Below are 25,193 nucleotides of genomic sequence, written 5' to 3' on the forward strand. Positions count from 1 at the left end.
CGGCAGGTGCCGCGGAACGGGCGCACGCAGGGGGCGCACGCAGGGGGCGCACGCAGGGGGCGCACGCAGGGGTGCGCCCGCGGGAGGCGCGGTCACGCCGCCGCCGGCCCGCCGTCGGCCGTGTGCCGGCGCCACGCGCGCCGCACGATTTCCACGAACGCGCCGACGAGCAGCAGCACGGCGCCCCACAGCGCGACCTCCGGCACGAGCCGCGTGACGAGGCCGCCGACCACCGCGCCGGCCAGGAAGCAGAAGCTGATCGTCGCGAGCAGCGCCGAGTCGTGCAGCGCCCCCGCGTCGTAGCGCGGGATCAGCCCGACGAACAGCTTCTGCGCGGCGCGCCGCAGGTTGCCGGTGGTCATCACCGACGTGTACGACAGCTCCTCGAGATGGGTGAACGACAGCGTCTGCAGCGTCGCGACGAACGAGATGCCCGGAATCAGCCAGGCGCTCGACGCGCCGACGAGGCCGCTCGCGGCGACGCCGAGAAAAACGATCTCGACGAGCAGGCTCGCGAACGCCGTGTGCTTCATCCAGCCGCGCTGCGCGGCAAGCCCGAGCAGGTGCGCGACGAACACCGCGATCGTGAAGCCGACGAGCGGCGGCACGTGATGCAGCGCGGCGGCCCATTCGCCGGCCGACAGGTTGATGCCGAGCAGCGCGACGTTGCCGGTCATCGTGTTCGCGAACACGTGGCCGTGGCCGACATACGTGTACGCGTCGAGGTAGCCGCCGGACAGCGTCAGCAACGCGGCGACAGTGAGATTGCGGCTGGCGCCGTCGAGATCCATCGAGCCTCCCGTGAAGATTCGCGCCAGTATGGCGCACGGGCGGTCAAAGTGCGCCGGTCATTGCCCGATGCCCGTGAGCCCGATCAGCGCGCCGCCCGCGAGCAGCCACAACGGATGGATGCGCGTGCGCCACGCGAGCACCGCGCACGCGGCCGTGATGCCCCACTGGATCGCGGTGCGGTTCGATGCCTCGGAGATCAGCACCGCGCTGGCCGCGACGAGCCCGGCGGTGACCGGCATCATCCCCTGCTGCACGTAGCGGCCCCACGGCCGGTCGCGAAAGCGCTCCCACGCATGCAGCGCGAGCACGGTGACGATCGACGACGGCCCGAACTTCGCGAGCGACGCGACCAAGAGCCCGCTCCAGCCGGCCACGTGCCAGCCCACCAGCGACACGATCATCATGTTCGGCCCGGGCGCCGCCTGGGCCAGCGCGAACAGCGCGGTGAACTCGTGCGCGCTCATCCAGTGATGGACGTCGACGACCTGCCGCTGCATCTCCGGCAGGATCGTGTTGCCGCCACCGAACGCGAGCAGCGACAACTGGCTGAAGATCGTCGCGATGGCGATCAGCGTGTCGTTCATGGCTGCTCTCCTCGCTGCGCGTCGCGCGCCGCGGCCGGCGCCGGCTGCGGCGTGCCCGCGTCGCGGCGGCGCGACGCGAACCACACGCTGACGGGCGTCAGCACGAGCATCGTGGTCAGCAGCGGAATGCGCAGCACCGCGATCGCGACGAACGCGAGCACCGCGATGCCGGCTGCCGCCCGCGCATGCCGCAACGGCTTCAAGACCTTCACGGCCATCGCGACGAGCAGCCCGGCCGCCGCCGCGGCGAGCCCCGCGAACAGGTGCTGCACGCGCGGATCGTTCTGCGTCTTCGCGTACAGCACGCCGAGCGCGACGACGACGAGCGTCGGGCCCGCGATCAGCCCGAGAATGCCGGCGAACGCGCCGGCGACGCCGCGAAAGCGCATGCCGACGGCCACCGACAGGTTGATCACGTTGCCGCCCGGCAGGAACTGGCACAGCCCGAGCAGATCGGTGAATTCGTCGGCGGAGAGCCACTTGCGCTCTTCGACGATGGTGCGCCGCGCGAACGGCAGCGCGCCGCCAAACGACATGAGGCCAAGCGACAGGAAACCGGTGAACAGCTCGGCGAGGCCGACGCCGCGGGGTGAGGCGGCCGGCGGCGGGGCGGCCGGCGGAGAAGCGGATTGCATGGGGTTCCTTATCAAACGGTGAACCGAGGTTACCGCCGTTCGGCATGCCGGCAAAACGATTTTATCGGCGCGCCCTTGTGATCTAGAATCACAAGCATGGCACGCGATCTCCCGCCCTTTTCCGCGCTTCGGGCCTTTGAAGCAGCGGCACGACATGAAAGCTTCAGCGCCGCCGGCGACGAGCTGCATGTGACTCACGGTGCCATCAGCCGGCAGATCGCCGGGTTCGAGGCCTGGCTCGGCAAGCCGGTGTTCCACCGCTACGGCAAGCGCGTGAAGCTCACCGACGAAGGCCGCCGCTACCTCGACACCGTGCGCGCGGCGTTCGACAGCATCGCGCTCGCGACCGAGCAGCTGCGCAACACGGGCGCGGCACGCGTGCTGCGCATCAATGCGCTGCCGACCTTCGCGATGAAATGGCTGCTGCCGCGCCTGTCGCGGTTCCAGCGCGACGTGCCGAACGTCGAGCTGAAGCTGTCGACGTCGAATGCGCCCCTCGACACGCTCGACGGCTTCGATGTCGCGATCCGCCGCGGCCCCGGCCACTGGCCGAACTGCACGAGCGGCCACTTCCTCGACGAAAGCGTGATTCCCGTCTGTAGCCCCGCGCTGCTCAAGCGCGCGCCGATCGCGCGTGCGGACGATCTCGCGCGCCACGTGCTGCTGCATTCGGATACGCGGCCGGAAGGCTGGCGCGACTGGTTCGCGGCGGCCGGCGTGGCGATGAAGGGGCGCAAGCGGCAGTCGTTCGACCACTTCTACCTGGCGTTGCAGGCGGCCGTCGACGGCCTGGGCGTCGCGCTCGGCCCGTTGCCGCTGATCGACGACGAGCTCGCGAGCGGCCGGCTGGTGATGCCGCTGGAGGGGCCGCGCATCGCGACGCGCAGCTACTGGTGGATCGCGCCGCGCGCGCCGGCGGACGATCCGCTCGTCGCGCAGTTCTGCGCGTGGCTGCAGACGCAGTCGAACGTCGGCGCGTAGCGCCTCGACGGTCGACGCAAAAGATGGCGCGGGCGGCAGCGCACCGCCCGCCGGACGCTCAGACCACCGGGCCCGGTTCCTTTTCCTTGCGCAGGATCGCGTACAGGATGATCGCGCCGAACGTCGCGGTGCCGATCCCGCCGAGCCCGAAGCCGCCGATCTTCAGCGAGAAATCGCCGGCACCGAGCACCAGCGTGACGGCCGCGACGATCAGGTTGCGGTTGTCGGAGAAGTCGACCTTGTTGACGACCCAGATCCGCGCGCCCGTCACCGCGATCAGCCCGAACACGACGATCGACACGCCGCCGAGCACCGGGCCCGGAATCGTCTGGATCACCGCGCCGAACTTCGGCGAGAAGCCGAGCACGATCGCGATCACCGCGGCGAGCGCGAACACCAGCGTCGAGTAGATCCGCGTGACGGCCATCACGCCGATGTTCTCCGCGTAGGTCGTCACGCCCGTGCCGCCGACGCTGCCCGACACGATCGTCGCGAGCCCGTCGCCGATGAATGCGCGGCCCACGTAGCGATCGAGGCTGGTACCCGTCATCGCGCTGACGGCCTTGATGTGGCCGAGGTTTTCCGCGACCAGGATCACCGCGATCGGCGCGAGCATCAGCATCGCGTGCGGATCGAACACCGGCGCGCGGAAGCTCGGCACCCCGAACCAGGCCGCCTGCCCGACGATCGAGAAATCGATCGGCTTGCCGAGTCCCATCCCGTTGGTCGCGACCGCGTAGATCGCGTAGGCGATCACCAGCCCGACCAGGATCAGCAGGCGCTGCACCATGCCGCGCGAGAACACCGCGACGCCGCCGACGCACAGCACGGTCACGAGCGCCATCACCGATTCGAAGGTCGACCCGGACACGCCCTTGACCGCGATCGGCGCGAGGTTCAGCCCGATCACCGCGACCACCGCGCCGGTCACGACGGGCGGCATCAGCGTCTCGATCCAGCGCGTGCCGATCGCCTGCACCAGCAGGCCGAGCGCGACGTACACGACGCCGCACGCGACGATCCCGCCGAGCGCGACCGGGATGTTCGGGTTCGGGCCGCTGCCGCCGTAGCCGGTCACCGCGATCACGAGGCCGATGAACGCGAAGCTGGAGCCGAGGTAGCTCGGCACGCGGCCGCCGACCAGCACGAAGAACAGCAGCGTGCCGATGCCCGACATGAAGATGCACAGGTTCGGGTCGAAGCCCATCAGCAGCGGCGCGAGCACGGTGGAGCCGAACATCGCGACGACGTGCTGCACGCCCATCGCGACCATCTGCGGCCACGCGAGGCGCTCGTCGGGGCCGACCACGCGCGAGGCCGCGCCGGTCGATTGCACCCGCCAGCGCGGGAAGTAGGAATCGGACATGGGGAAAAGGGCTCCTGTCGGTCGCCGGCTGCGGAGGATGCGCCGGTCTGGAATCTGGCGCGAGTTTACGGAGCGGAAATGGGGCTGGCAAGCGGCGGACGCGCACGCGGCAGCCGAACGGCAGCCCTGCAGATTCGAACTCGTCCAATTCACGGCCGGGGCCGCCCCCCCTAAAGTAGCTGGACTGCCCCGCTGCGAGCGTGGCGGCACGGATCCATCGAGTTCAAAACAGTAGCTCAACACGAGAAAGCCTGCATCAGCGCGTGCAGTCTGCTTATTCCGGAACAGCGGAGAGCGGACGCATCCGAATGCCAATAAAAACTGGAGAGACAGGAACGCCTGACCGCCGGTAATCCAGAGCGTGCGTGAACGGCAAAGGGCGCGCGCGCCACGAGAGGAGCAAACCCATGAAGGTTCTCATCATCGAGCCGTGCTTCTTCGGCCTCGGTTACATTCAGGCGGCCCGTGCGCTAGGCCTGGAATGCTGGGCGGTAACCAGCGACGCGACGCATCCTGATCAGTACAACTATCGCGATCAGGTGCGTGGTGTGCTGGTGTGCCCGGTAAACGACGCGCAAGCCGTCAAGCACGCGCTGGACGAAGCGGACCTGCTGCCGACCATCGCGGCCGTGGTCGCCGGCAATCAGTTCGTCACCGTGACAGCCGCGAAACTGGTCGCCTTGCTGGGACTGCGCGGCGTCCCCGCGCTCGCGGCCGAATGCGGCGTCCACAAGGATCTCGCAAGGCACGCGTATCGGCAGGCGGGGGCACCGTCGCTCGACTACGCACTGGTCGCGACCCTGGACGATGCGCGAGCCGCGGCAGCCCGAATCGGCTATCCGCTCGTGATCAAGCCGACCAGCAGCGCGTCGAGCAAGGGGGTCACGCTGCTGCAAGACGAGACCGCGCTCGAACCTGCGTATCGCCAGTTGCAGCAAACGGACTTCGGCATGTTCGGCCTGGCACGCCGTACCGAGTACCTGCTCGAGGCGTTCGCGGACGGTCGCGAGTTCAGCGTCGAGCTGGCGCTAGTCGACGGAACCGTTCGGTTTTCCGGCGTAACGGAGAAATGGGTGACGTCACCGCCGTCGTTTGTCGAGATCGGTCACGTATTCCCCGCGCGCCTCCCCGCGCGGCAACGTCAGGCACTGCTCGACGCGGCCCGCTCCGCGACGCAGGCGCTCGGCCTGGATACCGGCGTATTTCACATCGAGTTGCGCTGGACTTCGACTGGCCCGCGCATTATCGAGACCAACCCGCGCCCCGGTGGCGATCACATCACAACGCACCTGGTCCCGCTCGCAACCGGCATCGATCTGTTCAAGCTCCACCTGCGAGCGCTGCTGGCAGATTCCGAAACAATGCCCCCCGCTCGAAACGCGGCGGCCGCCGTGGGGTTCGTCGTTGCCCCGTGCGAAGGCGTGCTGGAAGCGCTCGACGGTTGGGACGACGCCACTCGGCGCGACTATGTCGTCCATTGCGGGCTGGAAAAGCAACCGGGGGACCGCATTCGTCCACCCGAAAGCTCCGCTGACCGGATCGCATTCGTTATCGTGACCGGTGACACGGCCGACATCGCGGCCGACCGGGTACAGGCGGTGCTGGGCGATGTCGTCGTCAGGATCGCACGATGAATCGACCGCTGCTTACGCTGCTCGCCTTTCACGCGCTCGACAAGCTCCTGTTCTTCTCGATCGCGCCGAACAAACCCATTTCCGCCTGGCAGGCAGGCTGGCTGGATGATTCGGGGCTCGCGCTGTTCTTCGTGATCCAGATCTTCTGCTACCGGCTCTTCCCTTTGCTGGGCGGATTCCTCGCGGACCAGTATTCGAAACGCTCGACGCTCGCCTTCGGCTCGCTGCTACAGGCGCTCGGGCTGGCGGCACTGTGTCAGGCCACCTCGTCGCAAGCGCTGTTCTTCGCGGGCGGACTGGTCGGAATCGGTGGCGGGCTCCTGAATCCGGTCATTTATTCAATGCTGAGCCAGGTATCAGGCCCGGCCGGCAGCCGCGCTTTTTCCACGCACTATTTGTTGATCAACGTCGGGGCACTGGCCGGCCCGCTTCTCCTGTGGCCGGCCTTCGGCAACGCATGCCCGTGGCTCCTGCTTCCGGCTGGCGTCGCACTGGTGACCGTACTCGCTTCCTCGGCAGGATCGCGCGCGATACCGGCACCGCATCGATCCGCGTCCTGGTTCGCACCGCTGCACGACCCGATCTTCCTGAGGGTGTTCATCCTGTTCAGCGCGATCTGGGCGTGCTACACGATGATCTTTTCCAGCGCGCCCCTGATTGCAGCCGATCTCGGGTTACGCACGCAAGGCAACGTCTGGCTGGGCGTGAATTCGGCCACGGTCCTGCTCGCTTACCTGTGGACGCTGCGCCGCCCGGCAAGGACCGGTATCTCCTGGCCCAGTGTGTCGGCCGGACTCGCGCTGACCACCGTCGGCGTCGCGCTGGTGGGAACAGCACCCGCCGGCTGGATGGTCGGCGCGGGCATAGTCGTGTTGAGCATCGGCGAACTCCTGTCGATCCCGGTGCTCTACCACCTGGTTTCCGAACACGCACCCGCGCATGCGCACAGCCGCTACTTTGGCTTCATCTGGGTCGCAGGCGCGTTCGGGGAGGCCGGCGCGCAAGCGCTGCTTTGGGCGTGTCCGCAGCCGCGCGCCGTCTGCATCGTGGCGGCCGCGATGCTGGCGATCGCAACCCTGACGACGACGCGCAAGGTCAAGGTCCGTGCGGCCGAAATCAACGCCACTGAAAGTCGCGAGCTGTCGACGTCCCAGCGCGCGACCTGATACTGCAGCCGCCCGGGCAAACACTCGACCGGGCGGCGACCGAAGCCGGCCGCGACGCAAGCGGGCGCTCACATCGCGGCCGGCGCGACTGACATCAGGGGTTGATGTACTGGAACAGCGACAGGTTCTGCAACTGCGCGTACGCCTTCTGCGAGCCCGTCAGCGCGTTCTGCATCTGCAGGAACTGGCTGATCGTCGTCACCATGTTGGTGCTCGTCAGGTCGGACAGGTTGCTGGTGACCTGCAGCGACGCGGTCTGGTTGACGGCCTGCATCGCCTTGACTTCCTGCTCGCGGCCACCGACCGATGCCTGGATCGTCGTGACGTTGCGCATCGTGTTGCCCAGCTTGGTCGAGCCGGTCATCAGCGCGTTCTTCAGCGCCGCGCCCGCCACCGCGTTGCCCGTCACGGGCGTCTTCAGCGCCGCGATCATCGCGTCGAGCGTCGAGAACACGTCAGAGCCGCCGCTCGCCTGCGGCGCCGGCGCAACGGCAAACGTGTCGCCGGCGGCCGGCGTGCCCGACACCGCCACCGTCATTCCGCCGCCGAGCGAGATCGCCGCGCCCGACGAATAAGCCTGCGCCGGCGTGGTGGTGGGCGGGCTGACCGAGTTGTCGGTCACGGTGTAGGTCGGCGCGGCGGCCGTGCCGCCAAATTTGATCGAGAACTGATGGCCGTTCGTCGCGATCGACGGGTTGGTCACCGTGACCGCGCCGATCGTGCCGGTGCCCGTGTTGCCCGCGCCGGCCGACGGCACCGGCGAGCTGCCGATCGCCGGCACCGACATGAAGACGGCCGCGCCCGTGTCGCCCTGCGACACGGTGCTCGAATCGGCGATCTGCACCTGGCGCGTGCCGGTGTCGCCGACATAGGTAACGCTGCCGCTCGGCGTCGTCGAAAACGGCGCCGCCGAATTCTTCGTGCCGGCGAACAGGTAGTTGCCCGCGCCGTCGTTGGTGTTCGCGAGCGTCATCAACTGGTCGCGGTAACCCTGCAGTTGCGTGGCGAGCGCCGAGCGGTCGCTGTCGGACATCGAACCGTCGCCGGCGCGCACGAGCAGCGACTGCGTGTTCGTCAGCACGGTGCTCACGTTCTGCAGCGTCTGGTCCTCGGCCTGCAGTGACGCGAGCGCCGCGTTCTGGTTGGTCGCGTACTGCGACAGCGTCGCCGACGTCATCGACAGCTGCACGGCCTGCGCCGCGCCGGCCGGATTGTCCGCCGCCGTCTGCAGGCTCACGCCACTCGAGATCTGCTGATACAGCTGCGCAAGCTGGGCCTGCTGATCGTTCATTTGTGAAACGTTCAGCTGGAAGAACTGGGCGCTGGAAATCCGCATCGCTTCTATCCCTCGAATCCGGTCAATTGAACAGGCCGAGCACGGTCTGGAACAGCGTCGCCGCCGTCTGGATCACCTTCGCGTTCGCCTGGTAGAACTGCTGGTACTGCATCAGGTTGGCCGCTTCCTCGTTCGTGCTCACGCCCGACACCGACTGCTGCGCCTGGGTGATCTGGCCGATCAGCCCGGTCTGCGCGGCGCTCGACGATTTCAGCTGGGTCGTCGTGTTGCCGATGCCGTTCACGTAGCTCGCATATGCGCCCGTGAGCGTCGTCGTGCCGTTGCCGAACGCCTTCGAGTTGACCAGCTTCGACAGCGCGAGCGCGTTGGAGCCGTCGCTGGTGCCGCCCGCATACGGCCCGATCGTGAACGAGTCGCCGGTCGCCGGTGCGCCGGACAGCGTGACGCTCACGCCGTTGAGCGCGCCCGCGGCCGTTCCCGACATCGTCATCGTCGCGCCGGCCGCCGGGTCGTACGGGACGGTGTCCGTCGGGTTGTTGATCGTGACCGACGTCGGCGGCGTGGTGCCGATCGTCACCGTGGTGCCGACCGGGAAACCCGTCAGCGTCTTCGCCGTCGCGTCATAGGTCAGCTTGGTCGTCGGCACTTGATAGCCCGCGGTGACGCCGCCCAGCGTGATCTTGCCCGTGCCGGTGTTGGTGCTCGCCGCCGACGTGACGGCCGGCGAGGCTGCCGCGATCGCCAACGCGCTCGTCGTGGCGAGGCCGAAGCCGTTCAGCGCGCCGCGCGTCGGCAGCACGGTGAACTTGTCACCGGCACTCATCGAGCCCGACGGGACCGAGAAATTCAGCCCGCCGAGCGAAACCGGCATCGGCCCCGCCTTCTGGTCGACCACCGCGCCGCTCGCGCGGTCGGTCAGCGTGTAGTTCGCGCCGTCGAAGGACAGCGTGTAGTCGCTCGTCGTCGGCTGCGACGCGTTCGCGAACGACACGGACAGCGACGCGTTGCCGGTATTGCCCTGGTTCGCGTACACGGTCGGCGACGGCGTCGTGAACAGGTTGCCGCCCTTGTTGCCCGACAGGTCGATGCCGAGCGCGTTCTGCGCGTTGACCTGCGCGGCGAAGCTGGTCGCGATCGCGCCGAGCTGGGCCTGTGCGGGGTCGAGCGTCTGGCTGCGGAACGCGAGCAGGCCGCCGAGCGTGCCGCCCGACAGCGACGAATCGGGCAACGGCTGGTTCGGCCCCTGCGGCTTCGCGCCGGCGATCCCCTGCGACACGACGGTCAGTTCGCTCGGATCCGACGGCGACGTGACGGCCGCGAGCTGGTAGCTCTTGTCGGCGACGACGAGCGGTTGGCCCCCCGACATGAACACGCTGTAACCGCTGTCGTTGCGCACGACCTGGATACCGGCCAGGCCCGACAGGTTCGACACCGCGAGGTCGCGCTGGTCCAGCAGCTGGTTCGGCGGCTGCCCCTGGCTGCTCGCCGCCGCGATCTGCTGGTTCAGCTGCGCGATCTGCGCGGTGTACGTGTTGATCTGCGACACGGTGCTGGTGAGCTGCGTGTTCACGCTCTGGCGCAGCGCGTCGTACTGCTGGCCGGCCGCGTTGAGCTGGTTGGCCAGCGTCTGCGCGTTGCTGATCGCGGTCTGCCGCACCGACGGGTCGGACGCGTTGTTCGCGACGTTCTGCAGCCCGGTGAAGTAGTTCGTGATCCCGGTCGAGACCCCCGCCGTCGGGCTGCCGATGTAGTTGTTCAGCTGCGCGACGAGCGTGTACCACGTCGACAGCGCGCCGCCCTGCGTCTGCGCGGTGTTCAGCTGGTCGCTCAGGTACTGGCTGTACTGCCGCTGCACGGTGACGGTGTTCACGCCTTGCGGCATGTAACCGCTGCCCGAGTATTGGCTGCTCGCTTCCGCATACACGGGCCGCTGGACCGAATAGCCGGGCGTCGCCGCGTTGCTGATGTTGTTGCTGGTCGTCGTGAGGCCCCAGAGCGCGGCATTCAGGCCGCTGATGCCGAGGTTCATGAGTGTGTTGGACATGCGCGATCCTGATGAGCCGGCCGCGCGTCGCGGCCGCCGGGTTGCGTGACTCCCGGTATAACGGCCGCCGATCGAAAAAATTGAGGAAAAAATGCACGCGCGACGCGCACGTGCGCGTCGCCGGTTCGGGCGTGCGGCCGAGGGTGCCGCAAACGCCGTGCGGGCCGCCCCGGGCGGGGCCGGCCGCCGCTTGCGCGTCAGGCCCGCGCGAGCGAGCGGCGCTTCATCTCGAGCTGCGTGATCAGCCGCTGCAGCGTGTTCTCCGCGCTGCCCGGCAGCGACATGTAGCGGAAGCCGAGCTGGTAGCGCCGCGACCCGTTCGGCATCTGCGTCGAACGCTGCGACACGAGCTGCAGGTCGAGCGACAGCTTGCCGTGGCCGGTCAGCTCGAGCTCGACGTCGGGCAGCAACGTGCCGACCTCGAGCGCCTCGACGCGCTCGTCGGCCGTGCGCAGCCCCACGCCGCCGAGCGACAGGTTATGCACCTCGAACAGGAAGCTTTCGCCGTCCGGCAGCTTGCCGCGGCACAGGAACGGATCGACGATCGGCGCATCGACGCGGAAATACTCGCGGCGCTGGATGCACATCAGCACGTCGGGGAAATCGGCGACGAACGCGGGCAGCCCCTCGTAGCGCGTCTCGCGCGGCGTGCCCGTGGAGAATTCGACGCGCACGCCCTCCGGCGCGGCCGCGAACGTGCAGTGCGACGCGCCGAGGATGCTGGCGTTCTGCTCCGCCAGCGCACCCCAGTCGAACGTAAACGTCCGCGCGCCGACATCCACCTCGAGCAGGCGCGTGACGAGCTGGCCGCCCGGGTACTGGACGGTCAGGAAATCGCCGCGATTGACGAGGTTGCGCAGCTGCACGCCGATTTCCAGCGGATTGCGGCGGGCATAGTCGGGCCCGGAGTGGCCTGCATCCAGGCTGGGGTCCGTCGACGTTTCGATATTCATGGCTAGCCGGTCATTCTTGTCATGGGCGCCCGGGCAACCGGTGCGCAATAAAACCGGGCCAGAACGGGGGCCCGGTCGCAGGTCTCTCACACTTAGCGGCAGTGCTGACCGAAAGTTTAGATCGAATTGGGGATTTTTTTCGCGCAAACGTTGAAACCGCGCGCGGCGGGCTGCCGGGCGCGGTCCAGAGGGTGCAACAGGCGGGAGCCGACGGGGGGCCGTCAGCCGATCTGCTGCATGATCGAGATCAGCTTTTTCGCGTAGTTCGGGTCGGTCGCGTAGCCGGCCTTCTGCATCCCGTGCGCGAAGCCTTCGACGCTGCGGCTCGCGCTCAGCACGCCCGAGTAGCGCGGGTTGTTCTTCAGCAGGTTCGCGTAATCGGTCATCGCGTGCTCGTACGAATCGTACGCGCGGAATTTCGCGACCACGCGGCGCGGCGTGCCGTTCACGTATTCCGTGGTCAGCGCCGACACCGTGCGGCCGGTCCAGCCCTTGGTCGCCTTGATGCCGAACACGTTGTAGCTCGTCGAGCCGTCGGTCGCGCGGATCTCGCGCTTGCCCCAGCCCGATTCGAGCGCGGCCTGGCCGACGATGAAGCGCGCCGGGATGCCGGTCGACGCGCTGGCCGCCTGCGCGGGGCCCGCGAGCCGGTCGACGAACGCGTCGGCGTCCTGCACGCCGCTCGCGCCCTTCAGCGGCGGCGTCAGCGCGCTGCCGGCCGAATAGCTGCGCGTGCCGGCGAGCCCGCCGTTGTTGGCCGAGTTCGCGTAGGCCTTCGCCATCGCGTTCATCGCGGCGAGGCCACCTTCGTTGCCGGACGCGCCGAAGCCGGCCGCGCCCAGCCCGGCCGCGCCGACGTCGGCCGCCGAATCGCTGCCCGCGCCCTGCCCCGCATTGCGCAGCAGCTGCTTCATCAGCGCGTCGGCCACGCCGATTCCGCGCGTCGACATCTGCTGCGCGAGCTGCTGGTCGAGCATCGACGTATACATCTTCGACGTATGCGAATCGAACAGCCCGCCGTCGGGCGATGCGTCGCGCATGCTCTTGAGCATCATCTGCGTGAACATCGCGTCGAACTGGCCGGCGACCGCCTTCGCGCCGGCCCGCGGCGACTGCTTCGCCTGCTCGCGCAGGGCGTCGAAACCCTGCACGTCGAGCGCAAAGCGCTGCGTGAGGTCGTTCGCGTTCGGGAGACTGGCTGCCATTTAGATGATCTCCAGGTCGGCGCGCAGCGCGCCGGCGGCCTTCATCGCCTGCAGGATCGACATCAGGTCCGCGGGCGTCGCGCCGAGCGTGTTCAGCGCCTTCACGACGTCGGCGAGATTCGCGCCGGCCGTCACCATTTTCAGCGCGCCGTTGTCCTGCTTCAGCTGGATCTGCGACTGCTGCGCGACCACCGTCTGCCCGTTCGAGAACGGCCCCGGCTGCGACACGACCGGCTGCGTGTTGACCACGACCGACAGGTTGCCGTGCGCGACCGCGCAGCTCTGCAGCGTGACCATCTGGTTCATCACGATCGAGCCGGTGCGCGCGTTCAGGATCACCTTCGCCGCGGCCTTGTCCGGGCTGACGTCGAGGTTCTGCAGCCGCGCCATGAACGCGACCTGCTGCGCCGAATCGGCCGGCGCGGCGAGCTGGATCGTGCGGCCGTCGAGCGCCGTCGCGGTGCCCGGGCCGAAGCTCGAGTTGACCGCGGACACGATCCGCTGCGCGGTGCCGTAGTCCATGTCGTTCAGTTGCAGCTGCAGCACGCCGTTCATCTGCGCGATCGCGTTCGGCACCGAACGCTCGACGATCGCGCCGCCGACGATCCGGCCGGCCGCGAGCTGGTTCACCTGCACACGGCTGCCGTTCGCGCTGGCGCCGGCGCCGCCGACCGCCATGTTGCCCTGCGCGAGCGCGTAGACCTGGCCGTCCGCGCCTTTCAGCGGCGTCAGCAGCAGCGTGCCGCCGCGCAGGCTCTTCGCGTTGCCGAGCGACGACACGGTGACGTCGAGCGCCTCGCCCGGCCGCGCGAACGGCGGCAGCGTGGCGGTCACCATCACGGCCGCGACGTTCTTCAGCTGCATGTTGCTCAGCTGCGACGCGCCGCCGTTGGCCGACCCGTTGTTGATCGAGATGCCGAGGTTCGCGAGCATGTTCGCAAGCGTCTGCGTCGTGAACGGCGTCTGCATCGTCTGGTCGCCCGTGCCGTCGAGGCCGACGACGAGGCCATAGCCGATCAGCGGGTTGTCGCGCACGCCCTGGATCTGCGCGAGATCCTTCAGGCGTTCCGCGTGCGCGGGCGCCGCACCGAATGCGCAGGCCATCGCCACGAGCGCGACGGCGAGCCGCGCGGCGGCGTGCACGCGGGCAGACAGGCGGTCGAGAAGCGTCTTCTGCATCGTCATCACCACGGCGCGATGTTGAGGAAGAAGCGCTGCAGCCAGCCCATCGTCTCGGCTTCGTTGATGTAGCCCTTCGCCGAGTATTCGATCTTCGCGTCGGCGACCTGCGTCGAGTAGACGGAGTTCGCGCCCGAGATCGTGTTCGGGTTCACGACACCCGAGAAGCGCACGAATTCGTTGCCCTGGTTGATCAGCATCTGCTTCTCGCCGCTGACCACGAGGTTGCCGTTCGGCAGCACGTTGGTGACGGTCACCGTGATCGTGCCGTTGAACGTGTTCGCCGCGCTGGCGCCGCCGGTCGCCGCGAACTTGTTGTTGCCGGTCGCCGACAGGTTCGCCTTCGCGAACAGCCCGCCGAGGAAGCCGGCCGTCGGCACGTTGAAGTCGGTGTTGCCCTGCCGGTTCGTGTTCGCGCCCGACGACTTGGTCGCGTTGATGTTCTCCGCGATCATGATCGTCAGGATGTCGCCGACGTTGCGCGGACGCTGATCCTCGAAAAGCGGCCGCCCCGCGTAGCCGGGGTTGTAGATCGAGCCGGGCGCCTGCATCGACATCGGCGTCGGCGGCTGCGCCGTCATCGGCTGCTGGATGATCGGATCGCGCGGAATCTGCGCGCAACCGGCGGCGAACGCCGCCACCGCGACCGCGCATGCGGCGCGGACGGTGGCTGACGGGAGGAGGCGAACCTGCTTCATGGCGACGGCGGGTGTTCCGGTTAGCTCTTCATCTGCGTGACGGTCTGCAGCATCTGGTCGGACGTCGTCACGGCCTTGCTGTTGATCTCGTAGGCACGCTGCGTCTGGATCATGTTGACGAGCTCCTGCACAACGTTCACGTTCGACGCTTCGACATAGTTCTGGTTGAGCGTGCCCGCGCCGTTCAGGCCCGGTTGCGACACGTTCGGCGCGCCCGACGACGTCGTCTCGGAGAACAGGTTCTCGCCGCGCGCCTCGAGGCCGGCCGGATTGATGAAGGTCGCGACCTGCAGCGAGCCGATCTGCACCGAATTGGTCGAGCCCGCCTGCGTGACCGTCACGACGCCGTCCTTGCCGATCGTCAGCGACGTCGCGTTCTGCGGGATCGTGATCGCCGGCAGGACCTGGTAGCCGCTCGACGTGACGAGCTGGCCCTGCGCGTTGGTCTGGAACGCGCCGTCGCGCGTGTAGGCGTTCGTGCCGTCCGGCATCAGCACCTGGAAGAAGCCCGCGCCGTTGATCGCGACGTCCTTCGCGTTGCCGGTCTGCGTGAGGCCGCCCTGCGTGTACCGGCGCTCGGTCGCGACCTGCTGCACGCCGGTGCCGAGCTGCAGGCCCGACGGCAGTTCCGTCTGCTGCGTCGAGTTCGCGCCCGGCTGGCGAATGGTCTGGTACAGCAGATCCTCGAACACCGCGCGCGACGCCTTGAAGCCGTTCGTGCTGGTGTTCGCGAGGTTGTTCGAAATCACGTCCATCTGCGCTTGCTGCGCATTCATGCCGGTGGCGGCGATGTAGAGCGAACGGTTCATTTATCAGGTCTCCTGCGTAGGCTGGCGCTGGCGCTCAGCTGAAATTGAGCAGCTGGTTCGCCGTCTGCTCGTTCTGGTCGGCCGTCTGGATCAGCTTCGACTGAAGCTGGAACGCGCGCGCGTTGTCGATCATCGCGACCATCGCGGTCACCGGGTTGACGTTGCTGCCTTCGAGCGAATTCGGCGTGACGACCACGTTCGGGTCGGCGTCGGCCGGATTGCCGTCGGCGGTGCGGAACAGCCCGTCGTTGCCGCGCGTGAGCGTGGCCGGGTCGGGGTTCACGAGCTTCATCTGGTCGACGATCGCGACCGCCGTCGGCGGGTCGCCCGGCATCAGCGCGGAAATCGTGCCGTCCTTGCCGATCGTCACTTCCGCGTTCGGCGGCACCGAGATCGGGCCGCCGTTGCCGACCACCGGCAGGTTGCTCGCGTTGACGAGCTGGCCGTTCTCGTCGACGTGCAGGTTGCCGGCGCGCGTGTACGCCTCGCTGCCGTCGGCCGCCTGCACCGCCAGCCAGCCCGCGCCCTGCACGGCGACGTCGAGCGGGTTGCCGGTGCGCGTGATCGGACCGGGCGTGTAGTCGGCGCCGGGCGTCGACGCGAGCACGTAGGTGCGCGTCGTCGTCGGGTCGCTCGTGCTGCCGTCGCCGAAATTCATCGGCACCGCGCGATACGTCGCGAGCTGCGCGCGAAAGCCCGTCGTCGACGCGTTCGCGAGGTTGTTCGCGACCACCGCCTGCTGGTCGAGCGACTGCGACGCACCCGTCATCGCCGTGTAGATCAGTCGGTCCATGGCTGCCCGTTATCCGCGCTTACAGGTTGATGATCGTCTGGTCGACGGCCTGCTGCGTCTTGATCGTCTGCGCGTTCGCCTGGTAGTTGCGCTGCGCGGTGATCAGGTTGACGAGCTGCGACGTGAGGTCGACGTTCGAGTTTTCCAGCGCGCTGCCCTGCAGCTTGCCGTGGTTCGTGCTGCCCGGCGCCGAGATCTGCGGCACGCCCGACGCGGAGCTTTCCGCGTACTGGTTGCCGCCGAGGCTCACCAGCCCGTTCGGGTTGTTGAAGTTCGCGAGCGCGATCTGGCCGAGCACGGCAGTCTGGCCGTTCGAGTAGTTGCCGGTCAGCTTGCCGTCGGCGCCGATCGTGTAGGTCGTCAGCGTGCCGCTCGCGTAGCCGTCCTGCGCGAGGTTGTTCACGCCGTTCTTGCCGCCGTACTGCGTCGTGCCGGTCAGGTCGAGCGTGAGGCTCTGCGGCGTCGCCGAGCCGTCGGTGTTCGGCACCGTGAACTGGAACTGGCCGACCGACGTGGTCGGCGTGGGCGGCGTGCCCGTCGTCGTGCTCTTGATCGCGCCCGACGCGTCGAACGTGACCGTGCCGAGATCCGTCGTGGCGCCGCCCTGCACGCCCGCGTACGCTTCCCACGTGCCGGCCGCGGACTTCACGAAGTACATGTTGACCGCCTGCGAACCGCCGAGCGAGTCGTACACCTGGATCGACGTCGAGTAGTTGTAGGTCGTGTTGTCAGTCGCGCTGAACGGCGTCTTGGCCGGCACCGTGTCCTGCGAGTTCAGGTTGAACTGCGCGGCGATCTTGGTCGTCGCGGTCGGCGCGATGTTGGTCGTCGGCGCCTGCAGCGGCACGGTCTGCGCGGTGTTGATCACGCCGCCCCCGTTGGCTGCGTAGCCCATCAGGTTACGGCCCTGCGAGTCGACGATGAAGCCGTTCTTGTCGCGCTGGAACGTGCCGTCGCGCGAGTAGGTCGTCACGCCGTTGTTCGACATCTGGAAGAAGCCGTTGCCGTTGATCGCGACGTCGAGCGAAGAGCTCGTCGTGTTGATCGTGCCCTGGCCGAAGTTCTGCTGCACCGCGTTCAGCGACGTGCCGATACCGATCTGCGTGTTGGTCGACGTCGCGACCGAGTTCGCGTACATGTCGGCGAACTGCGCGGTGCTCGACTTGAAGCCGACCGTGTTCGCGTTCGCGATGTTGTTGCCGATCACGTCGAGCGCGTTCGATGCACCCGCGAGGCCGCTCAGACCCTGTTGATAACCCATTTCGGTCTCCGTTTCGAGATTGCTCGATCAGTATCAGTTGGAGGTGGTGCCGCTGCCGGATGGCGGCGACGCGGTGGTGTTCGGGAAAATCGACGCAACCTGGGTCAGCCCCACGGTCGTGCCGTTCGACAGCACGAGCCCCGCCGTGCCGTCCGCCTGCTTGATCACGCTCTGCACGGTCGACGCCGCGAGCGTCGTGGCCGGCTGCGGCGTGCCGTTGCTGTCGGTGTACGACGCGCTGACGGTGTACTTGCCGTCCGGCAGGGCGTTGCCCGCCGCGTCGGTCGGCGTCCAGTTGAACGGCACGGTGCCGGCCGACTGCGCGCCCGCGTTGATCGTGTTCACCACGGTGCCCGCCGCGTTCTTCACGGTGATCGTCAGGTTCGACACCGAATTCGCGAGCGACACGCCGAACGGCGACGCCGCACCGCTCTTCACCGCGACCGCGTTGCCCGGCGCGAGCACGTTCGTGCCGATCAGCAGCGCGGCCTGCGTCTGCTGGCCGGCCGTGAGCTGCGAGGACAGCGACGTGAGCGACGTGTTCAGCTGCGCGATGCCGCTCACCGTGTTGATCTGCGCGAGCTGCGACGTCATCTGCGAGCTGTCGACCGGGCTGGTCGGATCCTGGTTCTGCAGCTGCGTGACGAGCAGCTTCAGGAACGTCGCCTGCAGGTCGCTCGCCGACGTGCCGTTGGTCGACGACACTTTGTTGGTGTTCATCGTGTCGGTCGGCAGGTTCGACACGTTGGTGCCGTTGCTGCCGATCGTCGTGCTGGAGGAAGTCATCCTGGGTGGCCTTCTGTCGGAACTGTCGGGTCGGTAAGGTCGGTCGGCACGGCTTACGAGCCGATCGTCAGCGTCTTGAGCATCAGTGTCTTCGCGGTGTTCAGCGTCTCGACGTTGGCCTGGTACGAGCGCGATGCCGAGATCATGTTCACCATCTCCTGCACCGGATCGACGTTCGGCATCTGCACGTAGCCGTTCGAATCGGCGGCCGGGTTCGACGGGTCGTAGGTCGACTTCATCGGCGACGGGTCGTCCATCACCTTCGTCACGCGCACGCCGCCCACGCCCTGGCCGGACGCGGTGCGCGCGCCGCCGATCGGGTCGGTCGCGAACACGACCTGCTTGGCCTTGTACGGCTTGCCGTCGGGGCCGGTCGCGCTGTCGGCGTTCGCGAGGTTCGACGCGGTGACGTTCAGGCGCTGCGACTGCGCGGACAGCGCCGAGCCGGCGACGCCGAAGATGTTCATCAACGAAGGCATGGAAGCTCCTTTTGCTCGGATTCGGAGGCGGTGCGCGCCATCACTGGTTCGACGTGATCGCGGCGATCATCGCCTTGATCTGCTGGGTCATCACGGTCATCCCGGTCTGGTAGTGCAGCGCGTTGTTCGCGAACTGCACGCGCTCGACGTCGAGATCGACCGTGTTGCCGTCGAGCGCCGGCTGCAGCGGCATCCGGTACTGCGCACGGCCGTAGTCGTCCGACGGGCCGCCCGTCGGGATCAGCTTCGCGGTGCCGGCCATGTGGCCCGCCGCCGTCGACACCATCGACATCCCGTTCGTCACGCCGGCCGGCTGCGCCATCGGCAGTTGCGCCGCGTTGCTCGGCGCGAGGCCGCCGGCCGCCTGCTTCAGCGAGCGCGCGAGCGTCGACGCGAAATCGACGTCGCGGGCCTGGTAGCCGGGCGTGTCGGAGTTCGCGATGTTCGACGACAGCAGTTCCTGCCGGTAGGCGCGCACGTCCAGCGCCTGTCGGCCGAACGCGAATTCCGCATCGAGTTTGTCCAGCATGTGTGCGTCTCTCCGTATGAAGCGCTGCACGCCCCTCGCGCCGGATGGCGACTCGAGAGGCTTTTTTCCATGACAGCGATGGTAGGCGTCGGACGCAACCGGCAATCGGGCGAATAACGCGGCAAAGGCCCCCTCTATTCATCGTTTGCGCGACCGCCCCGCTCCCTAGAATGCGAAGCGGAGCAACGGATCGGGGATACGGCGATGACTGGCAGCGCACTTCGCGGAAGGAACGGGCGGCTCACGCACGGCCGGCGTGCGTTTGCGCTCGCCGCGGCGCTGTGGATCGCCGCCCCGGCCGCGCACGCGGACGACGCGATGATCGTGATTCCGGGGCGCGGCGAGACGGCCGAAACCGCGCTCGCGCACGCCAATGCGGCGAGCGGCGGGCAGTTCGGCGGGAATGCGGCGAACGACGGGAATGCGGCGCCGGGTTCGGGCCTGGCGCCGGACACGGGTCGTGCCGCGAGCGGCGCGGGTGCAGGTGCCGCCGCCGTCGCGTCCGGCGCCGGCTACGCCGCGCAACCGGCTGGCACGATGGTCGTGACGACCGTCCCGCCGCCGGCTCCTATGCCAGCCCCGGCGCCGCGCCCGGTCTACGCAGCCGCCCGCATGAATACCGGAACCGGATATGGCGCGCCGCGCGCCGCCGATCCGAACGCGATCGCGACGGTCGTCGCCGGCACGGCCGAACCCGCATCGAATCCCGTACGGCCGGCCCCGCAGCCGGCGATGACCGCGCGCCTGGCGGCGGCTCGCGCCGCGTCCGCCGCGCCGGCGCCGCGCGCCGTCCCGGTTTCCGCGAACCCGGCCCCGGTGGTCAATGCCGCCAACGCGGCCAATGCAGCCCAGCCCGCGACACCGCCCGGCCAGCAGGATCCCGAGTCGATCCGCCGCACGGCCCTCGCGTTCCTGCAGCAGCAGGTCGCGGGCCTGCCCGGCAAGACCACCACGACGGTCACGACCGCGTTTCCGCGCGGGCTCGCCGCGTGCACGACGCTCGAGCCGTTCATGCCGACCGGCGCGCGCCTGTGGGGCCGCACGACGGTCGGCGTGCGCTGCGCGGGCGAACGGCCGTGGACCGTCTACCTGCAGGCGAAAGTCACCGTGCAGGCCACCTACTACGTCGCCGCGCGCCAGATCGCGCCCGGCGAGCCGCTTTCCGCGGCCGACCTGGTCGCCCGCGACGGCGACCTGACGGTGCTGCCGCTCGCGGTGATCACCGATCCGGCGCAGGCGATCGGCGCGACCGCGCTCGCGCGCATCTCGGCCGGGCTGCCGTTGCGGCAGGACCTGCTGAAGAGCGCGGCGTCGGTGTCGGCCGGCCAGACGGTGCGGGTCGTCGCGGCCGGGCCCGGTTTCACGATTTCGGCCGAGGGCAGCGCGCTGGCGAATGCGGCGCCCGGCCAGTCGGTCCGGGTGCGGATGGCGGCGGGCCAGATCGTCACGGCGATCGTCAAGGACGCCGGCACCGTGGAAATTCCGCTATAGGGACGGATCTCACGGCAAGAATGTAAAGAATTGTTTATTCGGGGCATTTCGGGCTCGCGATGCTAAAGTTCGGGCCGACCCGGCCGTTATCTGGGTCAAACCGAACAGGAAACCCATCGTGAAGATCGATTCCACTCCGAACCCGAGCCCCCTGGCGCCGACCGGCAACGGCGCGACCCGTGCGCAATCCGGCACGGCCTCGTCTTCGTCCGCGCAGGCGGCCGATGCGGGGTCGACCGGCGGCGACCGGAGCGTGAACCTGTCGGGTCTGTCCGGCCAGTTGCGCTCGGTATCCGCGTCCGGCAACGGCGATATCGACACGGGCCTGGTCCAGTCGATCAAGGACGCGCTGAACAACGGCACGCTGACGATCGACGCGAACAAGATCGCCGACGGCGTATTGAATACCGCCCGAGAGTTGCTGCAGCAGCAGCGCCCGGGCAACTGAAGCGGGCCTCGCGAGGCCCGCCCCCCGGTTTGCCGGCGCTCCCCGCGCCGGCGTGACGAGCATGACGCGATGAGAGAAGAGCTGCTGGCCACGGTCAACGACGAACACGCGACGGTCGAAGCGTTCGCGTCCCTGCTTGCGTACGAGGAAAAGGCGCTGACGATGGCGCAGCCGCTCGAGATGCTGCCCGGGATCGTCGAGAAGAAAAGCGAACTGATCGACCGGCTCGCGCAGCTCGAACGCACGCGCGACACCCAGCTTTCCGCACTCGGCTTTCCGGCCGGCAAGAAGGGGATGGACCAGGCCGCCGAGCGCGATGCCCGCCTCGCCGGCCGCTGGCAGTTGCTGCAGCAGTCCGCCGAACGCGCGCGCCAGGCCAATGCGAACAACGGGATGCTGATCCGGATCCGGATGGACTACAACGAGCGCGCGCTCGCGGTACTGCGCTCGGCGCCCGCGCCGGCCGGCATCTACGGCGCCGACGGCCGCGTGTCGGCCCTCACGCGCTGAAGCACTGACTGACTGATCGGCGGCCGCGCCGCCACCGTACTCTCCCCGCCGTTCGCGGCACGTCACGTTTCGACAGACCGGGCCCGAGCCCGGCACCCACGGTCCCTTCCGATACACGGTCGCGCAGCCGCGCGCCGTCCCGTCACAACAATCAGAAGAGGGCCGCATGCCATATTTCCGCATTCCGTTTTCATCCCGCGTCGCCGCCGTGTCCGCTGTCGCCACGCTGGGCGCCGCCTTGACGCTCCCCGCCGCGCAGGCCGCCGGCCCCGCGCCGCTGCCCACGCCGACGGGCGACATGTCGCTGTCGCCTGCCGGCCCCGACGTCGTGCCGCCGTCCGCATCGAGCCCGCCAGGCGCCACGCCGCGCGCGTCCCGCCGCGGCTCCGACACCTACACGTACCTGCGTTGCTGGTACCGGATCGACGCGGACCCGCTGAAGCCGGCCGCGACCTACGAATGGGCGCGCAACCCGGCCGGCGGCGACTGGTATCGCGTGTCCGGCTACTGGTGGGCGGACGGCATCACGCAGTGGAAGAACATGTTCTACAGCACGACGCCGCAGGACACGCTCGCCGACGTGTGCCGCAAGACGCTGGCCGCGAAAGGCATCAGGACCGAGCTCGTGCAGGCGGTCGCGGCGAACAACGCGCTGTCGTTCAACTACACGGTGTGGACCATCGACACCGCGCAGCAGGACGCGCGCGTCAACAAGCTGATCGTGTTCGGCGACAGCCTGTCCGACACGCAGAACATGTTCAACGCGAGCCAGTGGAAGCTGCCGAACGGCACGAGCTGGAATGCGGGGCGCTTCAGCAACGGCCCGGTGTGGGCCGAATATCTCGCCAACACGCTGCGGCTGCCGTTCTACAACTGGGCAATCGGAGGCGCGGCGACCGACCAGTACCTCGTCGTGCCGGGCCTCATGCAGCAGATCGACTCGTGGCGCGAATACATGGATCGCGCGCCGGACTACCGGCCCGCCAACACGCTGTTCGCGGTGTTCGCGGGCGGCAACGACCTGGTGAACTACGGGCGCTCGCCCGAGCAGGCGGCGAATGCGGTGCGCGACAGCCTCGAGCGGCTCGCCGCCGCCGGCGCGACGCGGATCATGCTCGTCACGCTGCCGGACGTGTCGCGTGCGCCGGTGTTCGCGACCCGCACCGACACCGCGAGCGTGGCCGCGCAGGTGAAGGACTACAACCAGCGCCTCGCGGACGCGGCCGCCGCGCTGCGCGCCCGCTACGGCGCGACGCTGCGGCTCGAGGTATTCGATGCGTATGCGTTGTTCGACGACCTGCTGAGCCACCCGGCCCAGTACGGCTTCGACGATGCTAAGCGTTCATGCCTCGACATCCCGAAACCGTCGTCGCTCACCTACCTGAGCGCGCAGACGCCGCGTGCGGACTGCCGCGACCCGGCGCGCTTCGTGTTCTGGGACACGCTGCACCCGACCACGCGCACGCACGCGTGGCTCGCCGAGCGGATCGCGCCGTTCGTGCGGGCACGCCTGCTGAACTGACCGGCGCGGGCGGCCGTGCCTACAGCAGCGGACACGCGGTGACCTGCGTGCCGCGCTCCACGCACAGCCGCTCGTAGTCGCGCAGGTACGCGCGCTCGTCGTCGTCGAGCAGGTCGAGATCGATCAGGTCCCAGTCGTAGCCGACCGTCACGATGTTCTCGAACGTGACGGTGTCCGGCTGCGCGTCGTCCCGGTGGATGATCACGATGTTCTCGATCCGCACGCCGCCCTTGCCCGGCACATAGATGCCCGGCTCGACCGAGATCACCGCATTCGGCACGAGCCCGTACTGCGCGCCCGGCGCGAACCGCACGCCGCCCTCGTGCACGTGGATCCCGACGCCGTGCCCGGTGCCGTGGCCGAAATCGTGGCCGTGGTCGCGGCACACCTGCCGCACGAGCGCATCGACATCGCCGCCCTTCGCGGTGCTCGGAAAGCGCGTGACGAGCCCCTTGATGCAGGCCTTCAGCGCGACCGTGTAGATCTCGCGCTGCCACGGCTGCGCGACCGTTTCCGGCCGGGTCCGGCGCAGCACCACGCGGGTGCAGTCCGTCGCGAAGCCGGCTTCGTAGTACGCGCCGCTGTCGAGCAACACGAGTTCGCCTTCCGTCAGCTCGACGTCGGCGCTCGCCGCCGTGTAATGCGCGAACGCGCTGTTCGCGCCGTTCGCCGCGATCGACGGAAACGTCAGCGCCACCGCCGAGCGTGCGCCGTACGCGTCGTTGATCGTGCGCGCCAGATCGTATTCGGTATGGCGGGTGCCCGGCTCGCCGGCCTTCGCCCAGCGCATCGTCTCGGCGATCGCCGCGGAGCTGCGCGCGAACGCGTCGCGGAACTGGTCGAGCACCGCCGGCGTCTTGCTGGCCCGCATCGCCTCGACCGGGTTGAAGTCGGCCTGCCGCGCGTGCGGCCACACCCGCTTCACTGCGTCGACGAGCGCGCAGTTCACCGACTCGAAGCCGTAGCACACGTGCTCGACGTCGAACTGCGCGAGAAAGCGCTCGAGCGCCGCGACATCGCGCCGGATCACGTGCAGCGCCGGATACGACGCGAGCGTGACCTCGCAGCGGTCGCAGCCTTCCGGCAGGAACAACGCCACCTGGCCGCCGACCGCGAACAGGAAGCCGAGGTGCGACGACGCATTCGGGATGTGATAGCCGCGGCTGTTCAGCAGATAGGCGAGATCGTCCGACGCGCAGGTGAAGAACGCGGTCTTGCCGTCCGGCGCGCCGGTATGCGCGGCGAGCCGGCGGTTCAGCGTGTCGAGGTTCTGCGCGACGCTCAGGCCGGTCGCCGATTCCGGCACTTCGAAGATCGGCCGCTCGACGACCCAGCCCGGCAAGTCGATCGCGCGATCGATCTCGCGGTCGACGAGGCTCGTCCAGTCGAGCGACGCGGCCTGCGTCCGTTCGAACAGGCGATCGCGCTGCGCGACGCTGATCCGCCGCGCGTCGTAGCCGACCCGCGCGAGCCGGCTGCCGTGCGCGACCAGCCAGTCGGCCATCGCCTGCCAGATCGTCACGTTCATCCCGAGCTTCTCGATGCGCACGCGCGCCGGATCGCATTGCTGCTCGGCCTGCAGGTGATAGCGGCCGTCGACGAACAGCACGAACGGGGGCAGATCGAGCGCCTGCGCGGTCGCCGCGCTCAGGAAGATCCCGCAGCCGGCCGAGCCGTCGAAACCCGACACCGCATAGCGCGGATTGTTGGCGAGCGGCAGGTACTCGGTCACGTATTCGTCCTGCGACGTGACCAGCACCGCGTCGAGCCGCGCCGCATCGAGCAGGCGCGACAGGGCCGCCTGCGTGTCGACGACGGATGCGTCGTACGGGGGAAGGCCGGAGAAGCTGTATTTCAGTCGATCGATCATCGGAAGCCCGTTATGCATTGTTGTCGGCGGCCGGCGGTGACGCGGCGGGGTGCAGGCCCGAGGCAGGCCTGATGCGGCACGGCGCCGCTGCAGGTGGACGTTCGGCCCGGCGCGGCACGGCGCCGGACCGCCGTGCCGTTCCGGCAGCAGTCCTTGAAAAA

24 protein-coding genes are annotated in these 25,193 nt (G+C 68.7%); 7 read left to right on the forward strand and 17 right to left on the reverse strand.

What is annotated here, in order from left to right:
• Positions 1–92 precede the first annotated feature (92 nt).
• From CFB39_RS16710 to CFB39_RS16720, 3 genes are read right to left on the reverse strand one after another with little or no spacing between them, the layout of a single operon-like run.
• Positions 93–791 (reverse strand): YoaK family protein, encoded by a 699-nt coding sequence (locus tag CFB39_RS16710; protein ID WP_089473684.1) that lies wholly within the window; start codon positions 789–791, stop codon positions 93–95.
• 57 nt (positions 792–848) lie between these two features.
• A complete protein-coding gene (locus CFB39_RS16715; protein WP_089473685.1) occupies positions 849–1,376 on the reverse strand; it encodes a chromate transporter in 528 nt (175 codons plus the stop codon).
• On the reverse strand, positions 1,373–2,011 hold the full coding sequence (locus CFB39_RS16720) for a chromate transporter (protein ID WP_089473686.1): 639 nt from the start codon (positions 2,009–2,011) through the stop codon (positions 1,373–1,375). The genes CFB39_RS16715 and CFB39_RS16720 overlap by 4 nt, the downstream gene beginning before the upstream one ends.
• A gap of 96 nt (positions 2,012–2,107) precedes the next feature.
• Between CFB39_RS16720 and CFB39_RS16725 the strand changes: the two genes are divergently transcribed.
• Positions 2,108–2,992, forward strand: a complete 885-nt coding sequence (locus CFB39_RS16725) for a transcriptional regulator GcvA (RefSeq protein WP_069249062.1) — start codon at positions 2,108–2,110, stop codon at positions 2,990–2,992.
• Between the two features lie 58 nt (positions 2,993–3,050).
• Here CFB39_RS16725 and CFB39_RS16730 read toward each other — a convergent pair whose 3' ends face one another.
• Positions 3,051–4,358 carry a solute carrier family 23 protein gene (locus CFB39_RS16730; RefSeq protein ID WP_089457064.1) on the reverse strand — a complete coding sequence of 436 codons (1,308 nt, stop codon included), beginning with the start codon at positions 4,356–4,358 and terminating at the stop codon, positions 3,051–3,053.
• A gap of 407 nt (positions 4,359–4,765) precedes the next feature.
• On the opposite strand from CFB39_RS16730, the gene CFB39_RS16740 reads away from it, so the two are divergent.
• Complete coding sequence (locus tag CFB39_RS16740; protein ID WP_089473688.1) at positions 4,766–5,992, forward strand: ATP-grasp domain-containing protein; 1,227 nt, start codon at positions 4,766–4,768, stop codon at positions 5,990–5,992.
• On the forward strand, positions 5,989–7,158 hold the full coding sequence (locus tag CFB39_RS16745; RefSeq protein WP_089473689.1) for an MFS transporter: 1,170 nt from the start codon (positions 5,989–5,991) through the stop codon (positions 7,156–7,158). Before CFB39_RS16740 ends, CFB39_RS16745 begins: the two co-directional genes overlap by 4 nt.
• A gap of 94 nt (positions 7,159–7,252) precedes the next feature.
• Here CFB39_RS16745 and flgL read toward each other — a convergent pair whose 3' ends face one another.
• From flgL to CFB39_RS16805, 12 genes are all read right to left on the reverse strand, one after another.
• Positions 7,253–8,494: a flagellar hook-associated protein FlgL gene (gene flgL / locus CFB39_RS16750; RefSeq protein WP_089473690.1), complete on the reverse strand. Its 1,242-nt coding sequence runs from the start codon at positions 8,492–8,494 to the stop codon at positions 7,253–7,255.
• Positions 8,495–8,516: 22 nt separating this feature from the next.
• Positions 8,517–10,499 carry a flagellar hook-associated protein FlgK gene (gene flgK / locus CFB39_RS16755; RefSeq protein WP_089473691.1) on the reverse strand — a complete coding sequence of 661 codons (1,983 nt, stop codon included), beginning with the start codon at positions 10,497–10,499 and terminating at the stop codon, positions 8,517–8,519.
• Positions 10,500–10,696: 197 nt separating this feature from the next.
• The gene (locus CFB39_RS16760; RefSeq protein ID WP_089431814.1) at positions 10,697–11,452 is read right to left on the reverse strand and encodes a flagellar brake protein; all 756 of its coding nucleotides are present in this window, start codon (positions 11,450–11,452) and stop codon (positions 10,697–10,699) included.
• 221 nt (positions 11,453–11,673) lie between these two features.
• Positions 11,674–12,657, reverse strand: coding sequence for a flagellar assembly peptidoglycan hydrolase FlgJ (gene flgJ, locus CFB39_RS16765; protein ID WP_089473692.1), 984 nt, complete (start codon positions 12,655–12,657; stop codon positions 11,674–11,676).
• On the reverse strand, positions 12,658–13,836 hold the full coding sequence (locus tag CFB39_RS16770) for a flagellar basal body P-ring protein FlgI (protein ID WP_089441342.1): 1,179 nt from the start codon (positions 13,834–13,836) through the stop codon (positions 12,658–12,660).
• A gap of 5 nt (positions 13,837–13,841) precedes the next feature.
• Positions 13,842–14,534 carry a flagellar basal body L-ring protein FlgH gene (gene flgH / locus CFB39_RS16775; RefSeq protein ID WP_011353465.1) on the reverse strand — a complete coding sequence of 231 codons (693 nt, stop codon included), beginning with the start codon at positions 14,532–14,534 and terminating at the stop codon, positions 13,842–13,844.
• A 20-nt stretch (positions 14,535–14,554) separates the two neighbouring features.
• On the reverse strand, positions 14,555–15,343 hold the full coding sequence (flgG, locus tag CFB39_RS16780; RefSeq protein ID WP_069249069.1) for a flagellar basal-body rod protein FlgG: 789 nt from the start codon (positions 15,341–15,343) through the stop codon (positions 14,555–14,557).
• A gap of 34 nt (positions 15,344–15,377) precedes the next feature.
• Positions 15,378–16,136 (reverse strand): flagellar basal-body rod protein FlgF, encoded by a 759-nt coding sequence (flgF, locus tag CFB39_RS16785; protein ID WP_089426515.1) that lies wholly within the window; start codon positions 16,134–16,136, stop codon positions 15,378–15,380.
• Between the two features lie 19 nt (positions 16,137–16,155).
• Entirely contained in the window at positions 16,156–17,397 is a 1,242-nt protein-coding gene (flgE, locus tag CFB39_RS16790) for a flagellar hook protein FlgE (RefSeq protein ID WP_089473693.1), read from the reverse strand.
• Between the two features lie 33 nt (positions 17,398–17,430).
• Positions 17,431–18,183, reverse strand: a complete 753-nt coding sequence (locus CFB39_RS16795; RefSeq protein WP_089473694.1) for a flagellar hook assembly protein FlgD — start codon at positions 18,181–18,183, stop codon at positions 17,431–17,433.
• Positions 18,184–18,236: 53 nt separating this feature from the next.
• Positions 18,237–18,662, reverse strand: coding sequence for a flagellar basal body rod protein FlgC (gene flgC / locus CFB39_RS16800; protein ID WP_011353470.1), 426 nt, complete (start codon positions 18,660–18,662; stop codon positions 18,237–18,239).
• Positions 18,663–18,702: 40 nt separating this feature from the next.
• Complete coding sequence (locus CFB39_RS16805; RefSeq protein WP_089473695.1) at positions 18,703–19,191, reverse strand: flagellar basal body rod protein FlgB; 489 nt, start codon at positions 19,189–19,191, stop codon at positions 18,703–18,705.
• A 204-nt stretch (positions 19,192–19,395) separates the two neighbouring features.
• On the opposite strand from CFB39_RS16805, the gene flgA reads away from it, so the two are divergent.
• The 4 genes from flgA (at position 19,396) to CFB39_RS16825 (ending at position 23,162) form a co-directional block, all read left to right on the forward strand.
• Positions 19,396–20,682, forward strand: a complete 1,287-nt coding sequence (flgA, locus tag CFB39_RS16810; RefSeq protein ID WP_089473696.1) for a flagellar basal body P-ring formation chaperone FlgA — start codon at positions 19,396–19,398, stop codon at positions 20,680–20,682.
• 118 nt (positions 20,683–20,800) lie between these two features.
• Positions 20,801–21,130, forward strand: a complete 330-nt coding sequence (gene flgM / locus CFB39_RS16815; protein WP_089426519.1) for a flagellar biosynthesis anti-sigma factor FlgM — start codon at positions 20,801–20,803, stop codon at positions 21,128–21,130.
• A gap of 69 nt (positions 21,131–21,199) precedes the next feature.
• Entirely contained in the window at positions 21,200–21,640 is a 441-nt protein-coding gene (locus tag CFB39_RS16820; protein ID WP_089431819.1) for a flagella synthesis protein FlgN, read from the forward strand.
• Positions 21,641–21,806: 166 nt separating this feature from the next.
• Entirely contained in the window at positions 21,807–23,162 is a 1,356-nt protein-coding gene (locus tag CFB39_RS16825; RefSeq protein WP_089473697.1) for an SGNH/GDSL hydrolase family protein, read from the forward strand.
• 19 nt (positions 23,163–23,181) lie between these two features.
• Here CFB39_RS16825 and CFB39_RS16830 read toward each other — a convergent pair whose 3' ends face one another.
• Positions 23,182–25,032 (reverse strand): M24 family metallopeptidase, encoded by a 1,851-nt coding sequence (locus CFB39_RS16830; protein WP_089473698.1) that lies wholly within the window; start codon positions 25,030–25,032, stop codon positions 23,182–23,184.
• Positions 25,033–25,193 lie beyond the last annotated feature (161 nt).

This window comes from Burkholderia sp. AU6039, assembly GCF_002223365.1.
Classification (GTDB): domain Bacteria; phylum Pseudomonadota; class Gammaproteobacteria; order Burkholderiales; family Burkholderiaceae; genus Burkholderia.